This is a genomic window from Nocardia sp. NPDC047648 (assembly GCF_040642815.1).
Lineage (GTDB): Bacteria > Actinomycetota > Actinomycetes > Mycobacteriales > Mycobacteriaceae > Nocardia > Nocardia gamkensis.
Map to the genome: position 1 here is coordinate 844,911 of NZ_JBEYSX010000002.1, position 19,096 is coordinate 864,006.

Consider the following 19,096-nt stretch of genomic DNA (forward strand, 5'->3'; position numbering starts at 1 on the left):
ACCTGCCCGACTCGCCGCTCGATCGGCCGCTCGAGCGGCGCTAGGCCGGGCAGGCGGTACCGTCTGCGGGGAGTTTGCCGTCCTTCAGGTAGTCGACCACCGCCCGCTGCGCGCAGCCCGAGTGTGTGGCCACCGGATGACCGAAGCCCTGCCAGGACAGCGCCGCGTGCCGGGCGCCCGCGGAACCGAGCGCGCCGGTCACCGACGACTGACCACTGTTGCCGACCACCGGGTCGGCGACCCCGCCGAGCACGAGTACCGGGATATCCAGCTTCTCCGGCATCGGTGGTGCGGTCGACACCGGCCAGGCGGCGCACTCCATCAGTCCGATGGCCGCCGCTTTGCCGAAGACGGGATACTTGCCCGCCCAGGTGCCCGCGAGCTCGGTGGCCTTGTCCGGAGTCGGCGGCAGCTGCATGTCGGTGCATCGGTTGACGAACTGGCCGTCGCTCGCGATGGCCGCGCTTTCCCGGGTGATCAAAGCGTCCAGCGGGCCCCGGTCGCCGCGTCCGGCCGCGGCGAGCGCGTCGGACAGCTCGGCGACCCGAGCGGCCTGGTCGGCACGTGGGCTGCCGAGAAAGCCCGACACTGCCGTGAGCAGGGCGTTGGCCGATATGTCGCCGAGGCCACCGCTCCCGGCCCGGTTCACCAAATCTATGACCGCGGCGCGCGGGTCGGCGCCGAGCGAGCAGCCGACGCCGACGCAGCGCTGCGCGAACGCCGTCAGCGCCGCCTCGGCGCCCTGCACGGCTTGTTCGGCACGGGTCACGGCGTCGGTCCCGACCGGCTCGGGGGAGTCGAGCGTCAGCCGGGCGAGATGGTCACCGTATTTGCGGGCATAGCTGAGCGCGACCTTCGCGCCGTTGCCCGTGCCCAGTAGCGCGATGTGCTCCACCTGCCACTGCCTGCGCAATTGTTCGATGTCGTCGGCGGCGTGCGGCGCGTCGAAGGCGCCCTCGTAGGGCTGCAGGAAGTCGCGGCAGGCGATGGTGCCGTCCTGGCTCAGCTTCGTCATCCGTGCTACCGGGTCGCCCGCGGACTGGGCGTTCTCGGCCAGGCCGCGGCGGATGTCCGCGGGCAGGCAGTCGATCGGCTGTGAGGTGCCGATGCCGCGCCGGTCCACCGCGACGATCGGGCGGGCGGCCAGCAGCGCGGAGGCCGGGCCCGCGGCCAATCCGGCCAGGGTGGCGGAGGAGGAGCGATCCGAACCGGAGGTGAGCACCAGCGGCGGCGCGTCGGCGGGAGTCTGCGCCAGCCTGGCCCGCAACGCGCCGGCGCGGAAGCTGCCCAGCACCGCGCCGGTCGAATCGATCGGGGTGGAGTACTCGGCGCAGTCGAGCACCAGCCCAGCGGGGGCGGGACCCAGCCCGAGCTGATCCAAGGTCGGCTGGGTACATTCCCGCCAGCTGAGGTCGGTCTTGGGCAGCTCGGCGCTCGGCGGCGGCGCGGGTGCGGCGGAGGTCGTCGCGGTGCCCGCGACGGGCGGGCGCTGCACCGCGACACCGGGACGATCCGACGGTCCCGCGCCGCAACCGGCGGTCACGATCGAGAGGGTGGCGGCAAGCACGGCGGCCCGAGTCCAGCGCATTGCTACAGCCTGCCAGGTTCGGGTGGTTGTTTCATCGACGGGCCCACCGGGTGAGCATCGTGCCGTCGTCGTCCAGCAGCACGTGCGCGCGCGTCATGCGGACGCGGAACTCGTGGGCGGACAGCGAGATTCGCCGCGCCGCGCCGCCGACCAGCAGCGGTGCGGTGGTCAGGCAGAGTTCGTCGACCACGTCGGCCTCCAGCAGCTCGCCGAACAGGTGCGGGCCGCCCTCGGTGAGCACCCGCAGCAGGCCGCGCTCGGTGAGTACCCGCAGCAGGCCGGCCGGCGTCACCGCGATGTCACCCGCTTCGATCACCTCTGCGCCCGCGTCCGCCAAGCGCTGTTTGTGGTCGGCGGGCGCGGTGACGGTCGTGATGATCAGCGGCGGCACCTGGGTATCGGTGAACAGGCGCGCGCCCGGGTCGAGCGCCGCGCTCGCCGTGACCACCGCGATCGGCGGCGGGGCGCCGTCGGGATGGCCCCCGATGCCGCGTTGGTGGAACGCGCGCCTGCGCGCCGGGTCGGTACGCGCCCCGCCGTAGTTCTCCGCGCGCGCCGTGCCCGCGCCGACCACGATCACCTCGGCCAGTTCCCGCAGCAACATGAACACCGTCCGGTCAGCCGGCGTGCCCAGTCCTTCGGTGAGGTTCCCGCTGGTCGCGGCGCCGTCGATGCTGGAGACGAAATTTGCCCTGACCAAAGGCGCGTCGAGCGCGGTGGGGAAGGCGTACAACCGCGCGAGGTCGTCGGGGCCGAGTCCTGTGAGCTGGATCGCATTCTGGCTACGCTGCATGAGACCAGATCACACCACGTCTCTAGGCTTCGTTCATGCAAGAACGCCTCGTCGATCGGCACCCGGAGGTCCCGGCCGATCAGCTCGTCGCCCAGATGGTGCCTCCGCCCATGTTCGACGAGGTGAGCTTCGCCTCCTACATCCCCGACCCGAAGGAACCGAGCCAGGCGGCCGCGGTCGGCAAGGCCGAGGAGTTCGCCGGTCAGGTCGCCAAGATCAGCAAGGCCGCCGGCAAGAAGAGCTTCTTCGGTAAGAAGAAGCAGGTCAGCGGCGCGGGTCTGTATCTGGACGGCGGGTTCGGTGTCGGCAAGACCCATCTGCTGGCCTCGATCTTCCACAGCTCGCCCGCGCCCAAGTCGTTCGGCACGTTCGGTGAGCTGACCAATCTGGTCGGCGCGCTCGGTTTCGCCAACGCTCTCGAGCGCCTGTCGGGCAACAGCGTGCTGTGCATCGACGAATTCGAACTCGACGATCCCGGCGACACCATGCTGGTATCCCGGTTGCTCACCGAACTGTCCGCCGCCGGTGTCTCGATCGCCGCCACGTCGAACACGTTGCCGGGTCAGCTCGGCGAAGGACGGTTCGCCGCACAGGATTTCCTGCGCGAGATCAAGAAGCTCGGCGCCATCTTCGAGGCGGTGCGCGTCGACGGGCCGGACTACCGCCACCGCGACCTGCCGCCCGCACCGGCGCCCACCGCGCCGGAGGTGCTGGCCGAGCGGGCCGCGAGCACACCGGGCGCCACCCTCGACGAGTTCGACGCGCTGCTGAAGCACCTCAGCACGCTGCATCCGTCGAAGTACGGCGCGCTGATCTCCGGAGTGTCGTCGGTGTTCGTCTCGAACGTGCATCCGGTCACCGATCAGGCCGTGGCGCTGCGCATCGTGGTGCTGGCCGACCGGCTCTACGACGCGAGCATCCCGGTGACGGTCTCGGGTGCGAAACTCGACGAGATCTTCTCCGCGGAGATGCTCGAGGGCGGTTACCGCAAGAAGTACCTGCGCGCCATCTCGCGCCTTCTCGCGTTGTCGCGGTTCGAAGTCGCGGCCTGACGCCGACCTCGACCCTCCGGCGAGAACGACGGGTGCGAGCCCGAGAATCGATGATTGGAGCAGTCGAATGGCCCCTGGTTTCCGTGCCCCGGTCGCGATGGCAGCCGGTCTGGCGGTCGCTTTCGGACCGGTAGCAGGCATCGCGCAGGCCGACCCGCCCGCGGCCGTCGTCGCCGATCCCTCCCTGCACCTGCAGGGGGTGCAGAACGCCCGCGACATCGGTGGGTACCGCACGGCCGGCGGCCGGATCGTGCGCACCGGTCTGGTGTTTCGCACCGGGCAGCTGAACAACGCGACGCCGGAGGATCTGGCCGCGCTGAGCGATCGCCGTGTGCGCTCCGTCCACGACCTGCGCACGGTCTACGAGCGGGCGATCGGGCCCGATCGGCTGCCCGCCGGTGCGACAGCGCACTGGGCCGACGTGATCGGCCAGGCTCCACCGGAGGTCATCGCCACCACGCTCACCGGAGGCGATGGGCTGTATCGCGCGTTCATCACCGCGCCGGGCGCGAACGAGGCGTTCGCCTCGGTGCTGCGCGACATCATCGGCGCCGACGGGGCGGTGCTGTTCCACTGCACCGCGGGCAAGGATCGCACCGGCTGGACGGCGGCGGTGCTGCTCACCCTGCTCGGGGTGGACCGGGCCACCGTCACCGAGGACTACCTGCTGTCCAACCGGTTCCGCAACGCGAGCCAGGACGATCCGCTCAACGGTGTCCAGGCGTCCTGGCTCGATGCCGCCTTCGACCAGGCCAACCAGACCTATGGCGGTTTCGACGCCTACGTCCGGGACGGACTGAGGCTCACCGACGGCGATATCGCCGCCCTGCGGGCCCGGCTGCTGGGCTGAGCGGCGTCTCGGCCGAACGTCCGCTTCGGCGGTCCCGGGCCGGGGCGTGCACTACTATCCCGGCATGGCGAAGTTTGAGACATGGGACGGCCTGGAACTCAATTACCGGGTCTGGGAGGGTGCGGGCGTCCCGGTCGTCCTGCAGCACGGGGTGGTCGCGGACACCAACGCGAACTGGATGAGCACCGGCGTGGTCGGAGCTCTGCGAGCCGCCGGGCACACTGTGGTCTCCCTGGACGCGCGCGGCCACGGTCGTTCCGGCAAGCCGCACGAGGCGGGGCGGTACTCGTGGCAGGCCATGGCGCGTGACGTGCGCGCGCTCTACGACGAACTGGGCTTCGAGGAAGTCGCGCAGGTCGGATACTCGATGGGCGGAGTGATCTCGCTGATGGTGGCCGCGACCGACCGGCGGGTGCGGCGGCTGGCCGTCGGCGGCATCGGTTCGGGTGTGCTGGATTGCGGCGGCGTCGACCGCCGCGTGATCGACCTGCCCGACCTGCAGGCGGCGATGACCGGCGACGGCGCGGGTGCGTCACCGACCGCGAAGATGTTCCGGGTGCTGGCCGACGCCGTGGGGGCCGACGTGGACGCCATCCACGCGGTGGCGACGGGTCTGGACGACCGTCCCATCGAGACTCTGGCGGACATCACCGTGCCCGCACTGGTGCTGGCGGGCACCGACGACCCGTTCGCCGCCGAACCCGAGCGCCTCGCCGCGGCGCTGCCGAACGGCGCGCTCGCCGTAGTGCCAGGCGATCACCTGATGGCGGTGGTGAACCCCGCGTTCCACACCGCGCTCGTGGATTTCCTGCGCTGAGCCGGAACTAGAAGACCAGCCGCAGTACGTAGTCGCGATGCACCTGGTTGCCGACGGTGAATGTCCTGGTGCCCACCTCGGCGAAGCCGTGCTTGGCGTAGAAGCGCCTGGCGCGCGCGTTCTCCTGGTTGACGCCGAGCCAGACGCCGGCATGCCCCTCGGCACGCGCCCAGTCCAGCGCGGCCTTCATCAGCGCGGTGGAGACCCCCGTGCCATGGTGGCCGGGCAGCACGTACATCTTGCTGATCTCCACCATCGGTTGCGGCCCGACCGATTCCACCACCGCTGGATCGGCCGGGCCGCCCGTGACCAGCATCGCGTACCCGACGATCTCGTCGTCCGCGACGGCTTTGAGCACGATCCTGGCCGGGTCGTTGAGGTATTCGCCGAAGCGTTCGCCCGACAGCGCTTCGCCGACGAAGACATCGATGTCGTCGGGCGTCGCTTCGGGCGGACACGCGAGCGGAAAGGTCGCCGCCGCGACGTCGCTGAGCGCTTCCGCGTCCCACAGCCCGGCCCGGTCGACGATGACTGGGAGGTTGCTCATACCTCCATCAGAGCACACGACCAGATAAGAATGTCATTTCTTGAAATGTTAGCTATATTCTCGAAAGACTCTCTGCAACGCTGCCAGGTGTCCGGGCACGGATTCTCGCCATCGCGCTTTTTCCTAGTCGCGTACTGATCGTCCTCGGCGGGGCCACCGCGTTCGCCCTCGTCGTGCGGCTGAGCATGCCGGGACTCCTCCCTGGGGGCTTGGCGATCGGTGCGGCAGGAGTGGAAGAGGCCGACTTGACTGTCGCTTCTCGAGCGCAGATGTAAACATACTTCTCATGCTCAAGAGTATTATTTTCAGCGCTGCCCTGCCCAGTCACGCCGCCCGCGAACGGCGGCGGATGACCGGGCGGTACCGGGTGGCGTGCGCGGTGGTGACGGCCGCCGCTCTCACAGCGGGCGCCGGTGCGGCGGCGGCCGACGGATCGGCGTCATCACCTGATCCGGTCGCTTCTTCGGGGTGTGATGTGCCCGCGGCGGCGCCGGGGCGATCGACGCCGAGATTCGTCGCGGGCGACAAGGCCGGTACCTACATCCAGGACGTTCCCCGCACCGAGCAGGGGCGACCGGCGCCCGTCGTGTTCGACCTGCACGGCTATCTCGAACCGGCGGAACTCGAGCACGTCGGCAGCGGTATCAGTGCGCTGGGGGCCGCCGAGGGGTTCGTGACCATCACACCGCAGCTCGAGCAACCGGGCTTACCCCGCTGGGACTTCGGGGAGGGCAGCGGGGACATCGCCTACCTGTCCGATCTGATGTCACACATCGAGTCGTCGCTGTGCGTCGACCGCCGCCGGATCTACGTCACCGGCCTGTCGATGGGCGCCTTCACCACCTCGTCGCTGGCATGTCAGCTCTCGGACCGGATCGCGGCGATCGCGCCGGTGGCCGGACTGCAGGACTTCGCGTGGTGCCGCACCGAGCGTCCGGTGCCTGTGGTCGCTTTCCACGGCACCGCGGACCCGATCGTCGCCTACACCGGCGGCACGGGTCCCAACGCCCGGTTCCTGCCTGCCCCGGACGGCTCGGGTTCGGTGGTGCGGCCGGACGGAACGGGCCGCCCGGGGATCACCGGGCCGAGCTCGGCGAGCATTCCGGCACAGGCGGCGGCATGGGCGCGCCGGAACGGCTGCGGACCCGACCCCATCGGGCGGCAGATCGCCTCCGACGTCACGCTGTCGAGCTATCCGTGCCCCGCTGGAACCGCCGTCGAGTTCTACTCGATCATCGAGGGCGGCCACACGTGGCCGGGCAATCCGTCCGTGGTGTCGCCCGTGCCGTTGGTCGGCGCCACCACCGCGTCGATCAGCGCCGACGAGATCATGTGGGATTTCTTCGTGGCTCATCCGCTGGAAGGTCCCGTGCACCGCTGAGCGTCACGCGGAACCCACCGGCGGCCACCCGATCAGCAACGACGGCCTACCCCGCGCCGGACTCGGTGGGCTGGTCCAGCGTCTCCGGGCGGGGAGCGGTAGGCGCGCTCGCGACGCGCTGGGAGTGGAAGACGCGGGACAGGGCGATCAAAGCCACGGCGAACAGCAGCGGGATCACGAAGCCCGCGCGGTGCCCGGCACTCGCCGCGACCGCACCGACCACGCCGCCGCCCAGCAGGGTCCCCGCATAGTTGAACAGGTTCAGACGCGCGATCAGCGCGTCGAGTTCCCGCCCCGTCGCCAGTTGCCCGGCCGCGCTGAAGCACAACGGCGCGATCACGGGCAGCCCGGCGCCCGCCACGAGAAAGCCCGCGATCGCGACGGCCGGACTCGGCGCGGCCACCACGAGCGCCAGGCCGAAGACCCCCATGCCCGCCGCGGTCCGCACCACCTTGCGCGGGCCGAAACGGCGCACCAGCCCGTCGCCCGCGGCCCTGGCGACCAGCGACGTCCCCTGGTACGCCGCGAAGGCGAGCGCCGCGGTCGCCGAACCGGCGAGCAGGTCGTCGGTGAGGTACAGGGCCGACCAGTTGCCCACCGCCAAGTCGACGGCGAAGACGAACGCCGCGGCGATCCCGAGTGCGAGATACGCGCGCAACGCGACGGCCGGTCCGGGTGCGGCGGTCTCGATGGGACTGCTCTCCGCGTCCCGCGCGCCGAGCAGGCCCGGCCCCAGCGCCCAGCCGAGCAGCAGCACGATCGCCGCGGCCACCAGCAGCGATTCCCGCAGCGTCACCTCCAGCGCCTCGCACCCCGAGACGAACAGCGCCCCGGCAATGGTTCCGGCGCTCCACGCGGCGTAGAACGACGACAGGATGAACGTCCCGTACCCGTGCTGGATGAACACCGCCTGCATGTTGGTGCCCGCGTCGACGATCCCCACCGCGGTCCCGTAGCAGCCGAGCGCTGCCACCAGTAGGGCCGTGTTCGGGGCGAACGCCGCCGCCGAGCCGGTGACGGCCACGAGCAGCAGCCCGATCCGCACCGCCGCGCGGCTGGACCAGCGCAGCGCCAGCCGCTCCGCCAGCACGCTGCCGCCGCCCGCCAGCAGCGAGATCAGCACCACCGAGACGGCGATCACCCCGTCCGAAAGGCCGAAATGCTCCTTCTGCTGTGGCAATTCGGTCAGCACGACGGCGAGGAAGAAGCCCTGCGAACCGAACGCGAACGAGTTCGCGATCCGGGCGCGCCGCAGGACGGGCGCGATCGAACTCATGGGCGCAGGGTAGCCGGGCAGTGGCGACGGCGCGCGGCGACCCGGCCGGGGCGATCGGCCATGGTGATCGGACGGCGCGTCCGGGCGCACGTCCTGGCCGTCGCCGGTGATCGGTGTCACTATCGAAGGGCCGCAACAACACTCGCGCACCGAGGGGGAACCGACCGGATGAGAGAGCTGCCCGCGGACTTCTTTCACACCCCGCATGCCTTCTACCAGCAGTTGCGCGCCGAGGGGCCGGTGCACCGGATCCGCTTGCGTACCGGCGTTCGCGCCTGGCTGGTGGTCGACTACGACGCCGCCAAGCAGGTGCTGCGCCATCCCGACGTCCGCAAGGACCCGCGCACTCCGGTGGGCGCCCACGCACGGCGATCAGCCTCGGGCGACAGCGGCGTCACCGCGGTCAACCAGCGCCTGAGCCACCATCTGCTCAACGCCGACCCGCCGCGGCACTCGCGGCTGCGCAAACTCGTCACCCCGGCGTTCGCACCCGCGCGAACGGAGGCCCTCGCGGCACGGATCGTGGCGATCGCGGAGGATTTGCTCGACGCGATGGATCGCACCGCGGGCGCAGGGCCCGTCGACCTGCTCGCGGAGTACGCCTTCCCGCTGCCCATCACCGTGATCTGCGAACTGCTCGGCGTGCCCGTCGAGGACCGCGCGCGGTTCCGGGAGTGGTCGACGGCCGTGGTGGACAGTCCCATGTCCACCCCGGACAGCATGCGCACCGCGACCGACGCCATCGTCGACTACTTCGATGGGCTGATCGCCCGACGGCGCGCGGAGGGCCCGGGCGAGGACCTGATCTCGCAACTGCTGCTCGTCACCGAGGAGGGGGACCGGCTCAGCCACGACGAGCTGATCTCCATGGCCTTCCTGATCCTGGTGGCCGGTCACGAGACCACGGTGAACCTGATCGGCAACAGCGTGCTGGAACTTCTGGCCGATCCGTCCCGCTATCAGGCCCTGCGCGAGGACCCGGCGGGCGTCGCACCGCTGGTGGAGGAGATGTTGCGCTACAACGGCCCGGTCAATGTGGCCACCCTGCGGTACACCGCCGCCCCGGTGCGGCTGGGTGACAGCGTCATCCCGGCAGGGGAGCTGGTGCTGGTCTCGGTGGCCTCGGCCAATCACGACGAACAGCACTTCACCGCGCCCGGGGCATTCGACCCGGATCGCGGCGCGAACGGTCACCTGGCCTTCGGCCACGGCATCCACTACTGCCTCGGGGCGGGTCTGGCACGGCTCGAGACCCGCGTCGCGCTGACCAGTCTGGTGCGGCGCTATCCGCTGCTGCGGCCCGCGTACGACGACGTGGACCTGCGGTGGCGGGAGAGCATCCTGATCCGCGGGCTGCTCGAGCTTCCCGTCGTTGCGGCGAGTGCGCCCGCAGTCCGCTGAGGAGCGGATTCGGTCGACCGACTTTGCTGCGCGCCGCGGGCGACGTAGTCTCCTGCGCATGACAAGCGGAAGCCGCATCGGGATCGTCGGTGCGGGTATCGCAGGTCTCGCCTGCGCGAAAGTGCTGAAACAGGAGGGTTTTCCGGTCGAGATTTTCGACCGCGCACCCGATATCGGTGGCGTGTGGAGCGCGACCCGGCGATACCCGGGACTGCAAACGCAGAACTCCAAGGACACGTATCACTTCTCCGACTTCCCCATGCCCGCCGACTACCCGCGGGTCCTCGACGGGCCGCACATGCAGGCCTATCTGGCCGCCTACGCCGAGCACTTCGGGCTGACCGAGCACCTGCGGTTGCGCACCGAGGTGGTGGCCGCCGATCCGGTGGACAGCGGCTGGTTGCTGGAGATTCGCGACGAGAGTGGAATTCATCGGGCCTCGTGCGACCACCTGGTGATCGCCAACGGCATCTTCAGCGACCCGGCGATGCCGGAGTACCGCGGCGCGGACTGGTTCCGCGCGGCGGGCGGGCGCCTGTGCCACTCCTCGGAGTTCACCGATCTGGAGTCGGTGCGCGGCAAGTCGGTCGTCGTGGTGGGTTACGGCAAGTCCGCCTGCGACATCGCCACCGCGGTCAGCGAGGTCGCGGCCTCCACCTCGGTGGTGGCCCGGCGGCTGTTGTGGAAGATGCCGCGCAAGCTGGCCCGGGTGATCGACTACGAACGGCTGATGCTGACTCGCTTCGGTGAGGCGCACTTCCATTACCTGCGGCCGCGCTGGATGGATCGGTTCCTGGAGGGACCGGGGGAATCGGTGCGAATCAGCAACTTCGACCTGATCCAGGAGCTGGTCACCAAGCACTCCCACCTGCGCGAACTCGGCCTGGTGCCCGGCGGGCGGTTCGAGGAGATCGCCGACAGCACCGTCGGCCTGGTGAGCGAGGGCTTCTACGAGCAGGTGGCCAACGGACGCATCACGGTGCACCGGGACACCACGATCACCGAGATGGGCGGCGGTCCGAAGGCAGCGCCCGGGATCCGGCTCTCCACCGGGCAGGTGCTGCAGGCCGATGTCGTGATCTGCGCGACCGGATTCCAGCAGCGCGTGCCCTTCCTCACGCCGTACATCCAGCGCAGGCTCACCGACGAGCACGGCAACTTCCGCCTGCACCGCCAGATCCTGCCGCTCGAGGTCCCGAACCTGACCTTCGCCGGCTACAACTCGTCGGTCATCAGCACGCTGAACGCCGAGGTCGCCGCGCACTGGACCGCCGCGCTGCTCACCGGCAGGCTCGATCTGCCGCCCGCCGAGAAACTCGACGAGCAGATCGACGCCCGCCTGCGCTGGATGGAGGAACGTACCCCCGGCCACCACGCACACGGCACGGCGGTCGTCCCGTTCTCCATCCAGAACATCGACGAGATGCTCGGCGACCTGAAGTTCCGTCTGCCCCTGCACACGCGGCTGGCGCAGGTGTTCCGCCGGATCAAGCCGGAGTCCTACCGGGGGCTGGCCACCCGCCGCAAGCCGGGGCGGGGACCGGTGGCACCGCCGACCACCCCGATCGAGGCGGAACTGCTTCCCTACGAGGGCGGCGGCGGCCGGGTCAACCACTAGGCCTCCGTTGCCGCCCTGCCCAGGCGGCGATCCGCCCTGTGGTGGGGTATGTGGCGCGCGGAGTGATCCGGCGCGCCGGTTCCGGTTCCATCGTGCGACGGGGTAGGCGGAGGACAGATCGGCGCCCCGCGTGCAGCGACTCCTCCGGTCGCCGGTGAGCGGAGGGGTGTGTGCGCACAATTGCATCGACTGCCGAACTCGGGCGTCGTCCGACGAAAGCGTGCCGGGGCGTCCGGCGAGTTGCGGGGTTCGGTGCGAACAGCCGTTTCCGACGTCGTCGCCCGAGCGGCCCGGCACTGACGTGCGTAGTGCAAATCCGGAGGTCATCGGGCACATGAACACGAGGGACGGCGTTATGGCGTGCTCGATCGTGGACAATTTGGTCGACGACTGTCCGGAGTTGCCGCCGGGGTGCGACTCGCCCCCGCTTGTCGCCCGCGCAATACCGGGGCCCGCTGTTTGCGTTGGCGATAATCCAAGAGTGGAAGCGCTGGACATGAATCTCCTCGTGGCCCTCGACGCACTGCTGGACACCCATAGCGTCACCCTGGCCGCGCAGCGCCTACACACCTCGCCGCCCGCGATGAGCCGGACGCTGGCCAGATTGCGCGGCGTGCTCGGCGACCCGTTGCTCGTGCGCGCGGGTCGCAACCTGGTGCCGACACCACGGGCACTGGAATTGCGCTACGAGGTCAGCACGCTGGTCGAGCAGGGACGCGCCCTGCTGACACCGCGCGACGACCTCGACCCCGCGGCGCTGCGCCGGACGTTCGCGGTGCAGGCGGGCGACATGGTGCTCACCGAACTGGCCGGGCCCCTGCTGTCGGCCGTACGCGCCCAGGCGCCGGGCGTCACACTGCGCTTCCTGTCCGACACCCTGGAGGGCACCGCCGCGTTGCGCGACGGACGTGTCGATCTCGAAGTCGGGGTGATCGACCACACCGACCCGGAGACCACCGTGCGCAGAGTGCTCACCGACCGCGTGATCGGCGTCGCCGCCGCGGACCATCCTTTGGTCACCGATCGCGTCACCGTCGCCGCGTACGCTGCCGCACCGCATCTGAGCATTTCGCGCAACGGCCGTTCGCACGGCCCGATCGACGACCGTCTCGCCCTGCACGGCCGCACCCGGCGAGTGGTCGCCACCGTGCCGACACTGACCAGCGCGCTGTTCGCGGTGCGCGGCACCGACCTGGTCTGCTCCGCGCCCGCCATGCTGAGCGCCGCCACGCTACCGGCGATGGGATTGGGCGCGTTCGAGATACCGCTGCCGCTGCCGGAGGCCGCGATCGGCATGGCGTGGCATCCGCGCAACACCGCCGACGGAGGGCATCGCTGGCTGCGCGATCTCGTCCAGGAGATCCTGCTGAGTTCGGCGGGCGCGGCGGGTCCGCCGAAGCGGCGGCGCGTCAGAGTGGCTCAGGACACCGGCGGCGGGCTGGAGAGCCGGTAGTCGGCCGGCCTGCGCTGCGCTTCGGTGCGCTCGGAGGGGTAGCCGTTCGAGGTCGAGTCGAACAGGTCGGAGCGTCCCAGCGGGGCCGCGGCCGTGCGCTTGAGCTCGTCCAGCATGGCTTGCAGCTTGTCCACGTGGGTGTTCTCGACCGCTGTCCGGTCGTCCTCACCGGCGCGGTGCGCACCGGTGAGTCCGGTGCCCGGTGTCGCCCCGTTCTCCGATCCGCTGTGTTGCGTGCTCGGAGTGGACGCGACGATGTTCTCGTACGCGGCGTTCTCGGTGGGGGAGTAGGAGGCCGTCGAGGTGGCCGGTTCGCGCGTCTCCCGCTGACCGGTACTCGGATCGCGCGGTGCCGGCGGGGTGAAAGGCGACACGGGTTCCCGCGGTGCCGGCGTGGTGAAAGCGGGCTCACGCGAGGGCGGGGCGGTGAAGTTCGACGCCGGTTCGCGGGGTGCGGTGAAGCTCTGGCCGGAGGAGACGTTCGGATCCAGCGCGGTGAGTGTGGGCTCGCGCGGTGGTGTGAAACCCGTCTGCGCGGCGGAATTCGGTTCGGCCGCCGCGTGCACCGGCTCCCTGGGTGTGCTCTGCGGTCGCGCGCCGTTGCGGGAAACGGCCGCTTCGCCGGCATCGCTCTTGCGCGCCGCGGGTTCGGCGCCGCCGTGCTCCGCCTTGCGTGCGTTCGCCCGTCCGGCGGCCGCCCGGGGAAGCGAGCCTGCCGGGCGCTGCGCCGCCGTCCGATCCTCCGGAGCCGGGTCGTCGCCGGATTCCAGGAGCTGCACCCTGGCGTCGAGACCCGAGATATCCTGTGCGGCACGGAAAGCCCACGCCTCGAGTTTGGCCAACCGCCCCTCGGCGGTCGGTTCGCTCACCACGGTCTGCGCGCCATCGATCCGGGCCGCCACCGCGTCCAGCTTCTCGCTGACCTCTCGGAGAGCCGACGCGATACTCGACAACATCGCGCCGATCGACTCGCCGGTCTGCTGACCGTGCTCCATCCAGTACCTACTTCCCCGTATCGGCCCAGCTCGCACTCGGCCGGACGATTCTATCCGCCCAGTTGGACATCCGCGGCTCGCGAAGTATCGGCGGCGCACCGATCCATGACCTGATCGAAGCAGCCTAGGCCCCCGGAATTACCCCCCTGCAGGCGGATTACGCGGCGACCCGGTTTGTCCGGAAACCGGCCGACGTATCTGATCGGTTATTATCCGCCTGATCCGCGCCCTCCGCGACTCCGCGCTACGGACCGCCGCGGTGAGCTGCGTTACGCGGGCAGCGAGTGCGCCCGGATGCCGGATGGCCGGCGCGTCACGGGATGGCGGCAACTGTCAATTCGCCGATACCTGACTGCCCGGTGCGGGCCCGTGGCATGATGAAAATCCTTGTGCCACAGAGAACAACGCCAATTCCGCTGATCGGTCACCTGCGCGGCACACCCGAGCGCGGGGTGAACGGGGCTGGCGAGGTAGCCGAGTCTGACGCACTCTTGATCTATGGCGTAGGTCGCCGGGCCTGCGGTGGTTTGTGCAGGGGAGTGGTCGCGTGAGAACGAAGCAGCGGGCGGAGATCGCCTGCGGGCGCCGGGCGATGCTCGCCGAGTTGGGTATCGGAGAGGCTTCCGGCCGTACGCGTGGGTCGAAAGCCGGTTACGCCTGCGGGTGCCCGGAATGCGCCGCCGCCCAGTGGGATATGCGGCGGCTCAAGTACTGGTTGTGCGGCAGGCTGCTCGCCTACGGCGCCGACGAAGCCGAGGTGGATCGGCGCATCGGCACATTGCCGGTGGACGTGTACTGGCGCAAGGGCGACCGGGTGTACGCGATCGAGGTGCGCAGCGGCCCGCTGGAGCGCGGCCTCGCCCAGGAGCACACCGAGCGGCTGCGCGCCGCCGGCTGCACGGATGTGCTGTGGCTGTGCCCGCCCGGCTACTGGGTGCCGTATCTGCACGCTCTCGGCATCGCCGACTTCGCGCCCGCCGCCTGTGATTACCGCGCGGTCACCGGTGTGCTGGACACCGAGCACGCCATGGCGGCGCCGCGGCGGGAGCCGGTCGAACTGCGCGAGTTCATCGCCGGCTGGGTACGCGGCGAGTACGTCTGGGGTTATCGGGACGAGAGGACAGGAGGCTGGGCTACCGTGACCGACTGGGAATACCACACGAAGACGCAGGCCATGGTCATCGCCCGGCAGCGCCAGGAACTGGTCAACCAGCGAACGGCGCTGGCGGTGACTCGCAAATCATTGCGCGACAGGCAGAAACACCTGCTGAAGCTGACCACGCGACTGGAACGCGCGGAACTGGCCGCCCAGAAACAGGCCGACGCCCTCGCCACCGCCCAGCGCACGATCGCCGATCACGATCGACTCGACAAGGCGTTGCGCAACACGATCGCCAATCTCGAGGTGACCATCGGCCGCTGGCAGCTGATCACGATCTGCGCGATGCTGCTGATCGTCACGTTCCTGGCGGCGGCGATGGTGGTGCGCTGAGCCGGAAGGGCGCCCGTTCCCACCGCCATTCGTGGCGCAGCACCAGCGCGAGGAAGTCCAGCAGTTCCAGGCCGGTCTTCGCACGCACCTCGCGGAGCGTGGCCCAGTGCACGGTGCCGCGCTCGACCAGGTCGCGCAGCATCCGCTCGCTGGTGGCGTCGACGGGGCGTGCGCGCAGATCGGGAACGCCGATGCGGCTGCCGGTCCAGACCAGCCAGCCCCAGCCGTTGGCGTGCGCGTGTGCTCGACCGGCGGCGGCCTTCACCCGGTTGACGTGGAAGCCGACGTGCCCGAGCGCGGCGACGTCGATCAAGACCGTGCGGCCGTCGGTGAGCCGGGCGACGATGCTGGGATAGTGCACCCGTTGGGCGCCGTCGAGGTCGTAACCGACCGCCGCGGGGTGCTCCTGAAAAGTCTCGACCAGATCGCTGGCGTTGAGGATCCAGAGCAGCCTGGCCTCCAAACCGGAGTCGAACGGCACGTCGCGACCGACCTTGTCCAGGTAGAAGCGCCCGCGGCCGTCGTCGTCGCTGTCCACGGTGCGCGCGGAGACGGTGGGGACCGCGGCCGCGGCGCCTGCCCGAGGCCAATCGACCTGGCTCAGCCAAGGATTCAGTTGACTCGTCGCTCGCGGCTCGGCATCGTGCAGCTTCGCCAGGCGCCGGTTGGTCTTCTTCTGCCAGGCGGCGATGCGCTGAGTGACGAACCCGGCGATCCGCTTGGCGTCCTCGGCCGCGTGCCCGGCCAGCCGCAGCTTCAGGTACGACAGCTCGGTCGCGGCGATGTCGGTGTCGGTCGCGTACGTCTCCACCAGGAGCGCGCGCACCAGTTGCCGGTCCCTGGCGTCGAGCGGATACCGCGCGGACAGTACCGCGGCGGCGCGATGGCCGGACAATTGCGCCATCCGGATCATCTGCCCGACCGCTTTGGTGTGCAGTTGCCGCACCCGGTCGCGGGAAAGGTCGTAGCGAGCGCCGATCCGGGCCAGCGTCTCCGGTTTCTCCCCGCACACCCCGAGCCGAGCCGTCAGCAGGTCGCCGTCCTTGGCTTTGTGGTCGGCGCGCAAAGCGATCAACTCGCCGAGTACCTCGTTGACCTCTTCGAGTTCGAACGAGATGTCATCTCGCAGATCGAGCGATTCGGGATCGTCGTCGTCCGGCGCCGCCCCTTGCGCGACCTCCGCACTGATCGTCACGCGACAACCCCCTGACTCCGCTCCGGCACTGTGCGCCACAGCGTATCCCCACCCACCGACACCGGACCGCCGCCGCGACCACCCGCGAACATCGCGCCACAACGATCGAAGCCCCGTCTTCCAGCGCCCCGCGCAGCGACCCGCTCGGAGGGCGCATCATTCCGGCAGCGGCGTAGCGGCGCGCGGGTAAGCCGGCTGGTTCAGGGGTTCGGCGCACGCTCGGGGCATTGCCATGGCACGCCGTCGATTCGGGGGTTCTCCTCGGCGACCCTTCTGAAGGCACTCGATCGTGAGACGCTGACGAGAGAGGAGTCGGCGGGAACGATGACAGCGAATCCGTTGTCGCGGGACCATTTCGCGGGAACGAGTACCCATACGTCGCCTCGTGCGACGAGGGCGCGGAAACACTGGTAGCGGAATCTCGGAGGCCGTTGGGGTTGGGCCTCGACCAGCGTCTCCGCGATCATGTTGGTCGGCACGTCCAAGCGTTCATCCGTTACGACGGAGACGACGGATTCCTTCGTCCAGAGATCGTGCGCAGCGGTTTGAGCGGCGTTGTCGCCGAGCCGGGTGGCGAAGGAGTTCATCACGGCGAAAAGAGCCAGAAGGCTGATCGCGATCGCCACGGTTCGGCTTACTCGTGTGGTCGGTCCCGGTTCGTGTGTTCCGGTGTCGCTCATCGAGGTGGACAGGACCCAGTAGCCGACCACGACCAGAAGACCGCCCGAGCCCAGTGTGATGGGCGCGAATGCCCAGGAGACGACGGCCCACCTGGGGGTGAGCCACGGCACCACGACTCCGGTGACGCCGGTGACGACGAAAATCGCTCCGAGCGCCAGCATGACGCGGCCGACGGTGCGAATCAGGCGCGGTCGCCGGCCGCTCCGGATGAAGCGGCCTGCGTAGGCGCCTACCCACACAGCGGCGAACCACCCGACGATCAGCAGTAACAGCGGGGCGTACAGCACGCCCACGCTTCCCACAACATAGTCGCTGGTCGTGAAGCCGAGAGCGTCGCAATCCACACCGAAGAAGGCGAGCTTCTTGCGCGTGTACACGTAGCCGAAGTAGTAGCACAGCGCCGTGATGATCGTGGTCGGCGCGATGACCGCCCCGATCACACCTACCCATCGTTGGAGCACCGCCGGAGACGCCGGCGCGCCCGGATGCTCGGTCATCTCACGGTCCCGTCGGCGTGCCGCCGGGAGCGGGCGCTTGTCCGCCCGGTGCTCCTGGAGGGGGTGGCAGGGTGCCGCCAGGGGCTCCCGGCGGTGGCGGGGGCGGGCTCGTGAAACTCGGCAATGGCGGAGCGGAAGGGCGAATATTGCCTTCCGGTCCAGATGGTCGTCCACCTGGTGCGCGGGTTCTGAATTGTTCCGTGGTCGGGAACGAATTGCCCCCCGGTATCGGCGCCTGGGGCGGCGTTGCCGCCGACCGAGACGCCGAGGCCGAATTCGTGGAGGAAATCGGCGACCCGGGTAGTGGCGCACTCGGCGTAGAAAGTGAAGATGAGGTGGTCACGGCAGGTGATGCCGACCCGGGCGGTGTTGCGGGGTCTGTGGCGCTGCCCTCGCAAGCCGTGAACACGGCTACCGAAATTGCCAGTGCCGAGATGGTAGCGGCGAGCCGAGCGACTGGCGTGCGTGGTGAGCGATTACTTCGTGGTGACCGCATCGGAACTCCCTGAACCGACTACTCGAAATCAGGGAGCAGAGTGCCAGGGCGTTGATGGTTGCTCACGGGTAGCCGACTACTCGTCTTTCGGCTCGTGGAGCCCTCGCGACGGGGTGTCCGACTGCGGCCGACTACCGCGAAGGTGGCGTTGGTAAGCCACAACGAGAACAGGCCCGGTGGAAACCGGGCCTGACCTCGTGAGACGGTGGTGCGCGATACTGGGATTGAACCAGTGACCTCTTCCGTGTCAGGGAAGCGCTCTCCCGCTGAGCTAATCGCGCGAGGTGGAGACGGGAATCGAACCCGTGTGCACGGCTTTGCAGGCCGTTGCCTCACCACTCGGCCACTCCACCGCGCAAAGGGGGACGGCGTTATGTTGCCTGGCCCTACCTCTCGAGCGGATGACGGGATTCGAACCCGCGACCCTCACCTTGGCAAGGTGATGCGCTACCAGCTGCGCTACATCCGCATTCTGCCTCCCCGGGGCTCGTTTCCGGCCTCCGTGGTGCGAGACAGAACATTAGCGGACGCTCGGTGAAAGGTACAAATCCGCTGGTAGAACGGCGGAAATCGTGAAGTTGAACGGTGTGACACCGGTGGCGCGTGTGGTGGATGGGGGAGGGGAGGCTCCGGTCGTCGCTGCCGGCGGTGCGGACGTCGAGCCGGCGACCGGTCGCGACGGCATAGAGGTGGCGCGCGGCTGGGCGGAAAGGGCCGCCAGGTGAGTGAAGGTTCCGCTGAACCGTCCCTGTCCGGATGGCGATTTGGTGAACCGCCGGTGGCGCGTGCTAATGTTTCGTCTCGTCCGGAGGGCACCCCGAGCCGCCGGAAAGATATCAGGTCTCATAGCTCAGCGGGAGAGCGTCCGCCTCACACGCGGAAGGTCGCTGGTTCGATCCCAGCTGGGACCACTCAATCCCCCCGACATATTGCCTGGTCGGGGAATTATTCGTTTGCATACCCT

Annotated in this window: 16 protein-coding genes and 4 tRNA genes; 10 read left to right on the plus strand and 10 right to left on the minus strand. The window is 69.5% G+C overall.

Annotation, left to right across the window (positions count from 1 at the left end; translation table 11 throughout):
* Nucleotides 1–40 precede the first annotated feature (40 nt).
* Nucleotides 41–1,588, minus strand: a complete 1,548-nt coding sequence (locus tag ABZ803_RS08395; RefSeq protein ID WP_357034247.1) for an alpha/beta hydrolase — start codon at nt 1,586–1,588, stop codon at nt 41–43.
* Between the two features lie 31 nt (nt 1,589–1,619).
* The gene (locus ABZ803_RS08400; protein WP_357034249.1) at nt 1,620–2,381 is read right to left on the minus strand and encodes a pyrimidine reductase family protein; all 762 of its coding nucleotides are present in this window, start codon (nt 2,379–2,381) and stop codon (nt 1,620–1,622) included.
* 35 nt (nt 2,382–2,416) lie between these two features.
* Here ABZ803_RS08400 and zapE point away from each other — a divergent pair, with 35 nt between their 5' ends.
* The 3 genes from zapE (at nt 2,417) to ABZ803_RS08415 (ending at nt 5,100) form a co-directional block, all read left to right on the plus strand.
* Nucleotides 2,417–3,433, plus strand: a complete 1,017-nt coding sequence (gene zapE / locus ABZ803_RS08405; protein WP_040867754.1) for a cell division protein ZapE — start codon at nt 2,417–2,419, stop codon at nt 3,431–3,433.
* A 67-nt stretch (nt 3,434–3,500) separates the two neighbouring features.
* Nucleotides 3,501–4,283: a tyrosine-protein phosphatase gene (locus ABZ803_RS08410; RefSeq protein ID WP_357034251.1), complete on the plus strand. Its 783-nt coding sequence runs from the start codon at nt 3,501–3,503 to the stop codon at nt 4,281–4,283.
* Nucleotides 4,284–4,347: 64 nt separating this feature from the next.
* The gene (locus tag ABZ803_RS08415; RefSeq protein ID WP_357034254.1) at nt 4,348–5,100 is read left to right on the plus strand and encodes an alpha/beta hydrolase; all 753 of its coding nucleotides are present in this window, start codon (nt 4,348–4,350) and stop codon (nt 5,098–5,100) included.
* A gap of 7 nt (nt 5,101–5,107) precedes the next feature.
* Here ABZ803_RS08415 and ABZ803_RS08420 read toward each other — a convergent pair whose 3' ends face one another.
* On the minus strand, nt 5,108–5,647 hold the full coding sequence (locus ABZ803_RS08420) for a GNAT family N-acetyltransferase (RefSeq protein WP_357034256.1): 540 nt from the start codon (nt 5,645–5,647) through the stop codon (nt 5,108–5,110).
* 286 nt (nt 5,648–5,933) lie between these two features.
* Between ABZ803_RS08420 and ABZ803_RS08425 the strand changes: the two genes are divergently transcribed.
* A complete protein-coding gene (locus ABZ803_RS08425) occupies nt 5,934–7,028 on the plus strand; it encodes a PHB depolymerase family esterase (protein WP_357034258.1) in 1,095 nt (364 codons plus the stop codon).
* Nucleotides 7,029–7,074: 46 nt separating this feature from the next.
* Here ABZ803_RS08425 and ABZ803_RS08430 read toward each other — a convergent pair whose 3' ends face one another.
* Complete coding sequence (locus ABZ803_RS08430; protein WP_357034260.1) at nt 7,075–8,304, minus strand: MFS transporter; 1,230 nt, start codon at nt 8,302–8,304, stop codon at nt 7,075–7,077.
* 168 nt (nt 8,305–8,472) lie between these two features.
* On the opposite strand from ABZ803_RS08430, the gene ABZ803_RS08435 reads away from it, so the two are divergent.
* The 3 genes from ABZ803_RS08435 to ABZ803_RS08445 all read left to right on the plus strand — a co-directional run bounded on the left by ABZ803_RS08435 (nt 8,473) and on the right by ABZ803_RS08445 (nt 12,776).
* On the plus strand, nt 8,473–9,705 hold the full coding sequence (locus ABZ803_RS08435) for a cytochrome P450 (RefSeq protein ID WP_357034262.1): 1,233 nt from the start codon (nt 8,473–8,475) through the stop codon (nt 9,703–9,705).
* Between the two features lie 58 nt (nt 9,706–9,763).
* A complete protein-coding gene (locus ABZ803_RS08440) occupies nt 9,764–11,323 on the plus strand; it encodes an NAD(P)/FAD-dependent oxidoreductase (RefSeq protein WP_357034264.1) in 1,560 nt (519 codons plus the stop codon).
* A 490-nt stretch (nt 11,324–11,813) separates the two neighbouring features.
* Nucleotides 11,814–12,776, plus strand: a complete 963-nt coding sequence (locus ABZ803_RS08445; RefSeq protein ID WP_357034389.1) for a LysR family transcriptional regulator — start codon at nt 11,814–11,816, stop codon at nt 12,774–12,776.
* Here the strand turns inward: ABZ803_RS08445 and ABZ803_RS08450 are convergent.
* Entirely contained in the window at nt 12,743–13,771 is a 1,029-nt protein-coding gene (locus ABZ803_RS08450; protein WP_357034266.1) for a hypothetical protein, read from the minus strand. The genes ABZ803_RS08445 and ABZ803_RS08450 overlap by 34 nt on opposite strands.
* 547 nt (nt 13,772–14,318) lie before the next feature.
* On the opposite strand from ABZ803_RS08450, the gene ABZ803_RS08455 reads away from it, so the two are divergent.
* Nucleotides 14,319–15,263: a hypothetical protein gene (locus ABZ803_RS08455; RefSeq protein WP_245549002.1), complete on the plus strand. Its 945-nt coding sequence runs from the start codon at nt 14,319–14,321 to the stop codon at nt 15,261–15,263.
* Here the strand turns inward: ABZ803_RS08455 and ABZ803_RS08460 are convergent.
* A complete protein-coding gene (locus ABZ803_RS08460) occupies nt 15,229–16,458 on the minus strand; it encodes a sigma factor-like helix-turn-helix DNA-binding protein (RefSeq protein WP_357034268.1) in 1,230 nt (409 codons plus the stop codon). The genes ABZ803_RS08455 and ABZ803_RS08460 overlap by 35 nt on opposite strands.
* A 200-nt stretch (nt 16,459–16,658) precedes the next feature.
* Entirely contained in the window at nt 16,659–17,636 is a 978-nt protein-coding gene (locus tag ABZ803_RS08465; protein WP_357034270.1) for a hypothetical protein, read from the minus strand.
* A gap of 110 nt (nt 17,637–17,746) precedes the next feature.
* On the opposite strand from ABZ803_RS08465, the gene ABZ803_RS08470 reads away from it, so the two are divergent.
* A complete protein-coding gene (locus ABZ803_RS08470; protein WP_357034272.1) occupies nt 17,747–18,145 on the plus strand; it encodes a hypothetical protein in 399 nt (132 codons plus the stop codon).
* 193 nt (nt 18,146–18,338) lie between these two features.
* Here ABZ803_RS08470 and ABZ803_RS08475 read toward each other — a convergent pair.
* The 3 genes from ABZ803_RS08475 to ABZ803_RS08485 form a co-directional block, all read right to left on the minus strand.
* Nucleotides 18,339–18,413, minus strand: a tRNA-Val gene (locus ABZ803_RS08475).
* A gap of 1 nt (nt 18,414) precedes the next feature.
* Nucleotides 18,415–18,485 (minus strand) — tRNA-Cys (locus tag ABZ803_RS08480).
* A 43-nt stretch (nt 18,486–18,528) separates the two neighbouring features.
* Nucleotides 18,529–18,601 (minus strand) — tRNA-Gly (locus ABZ803_RS08485).
* Between the two features lie 370 nt (nt 18,602–18,971).
* Between ABZ803_RS08485 and ABZ803_RS08490 the strand changes: the two genes are divergently transcribed.
* A tRNA-Val gene (locus tag ABZ803_RS08490) sits at nt 18,972–19,043 on the plus strand.
* The last annotated feature ends 53 nt before the right edge of the window (nt 19,044–19,096 follow it).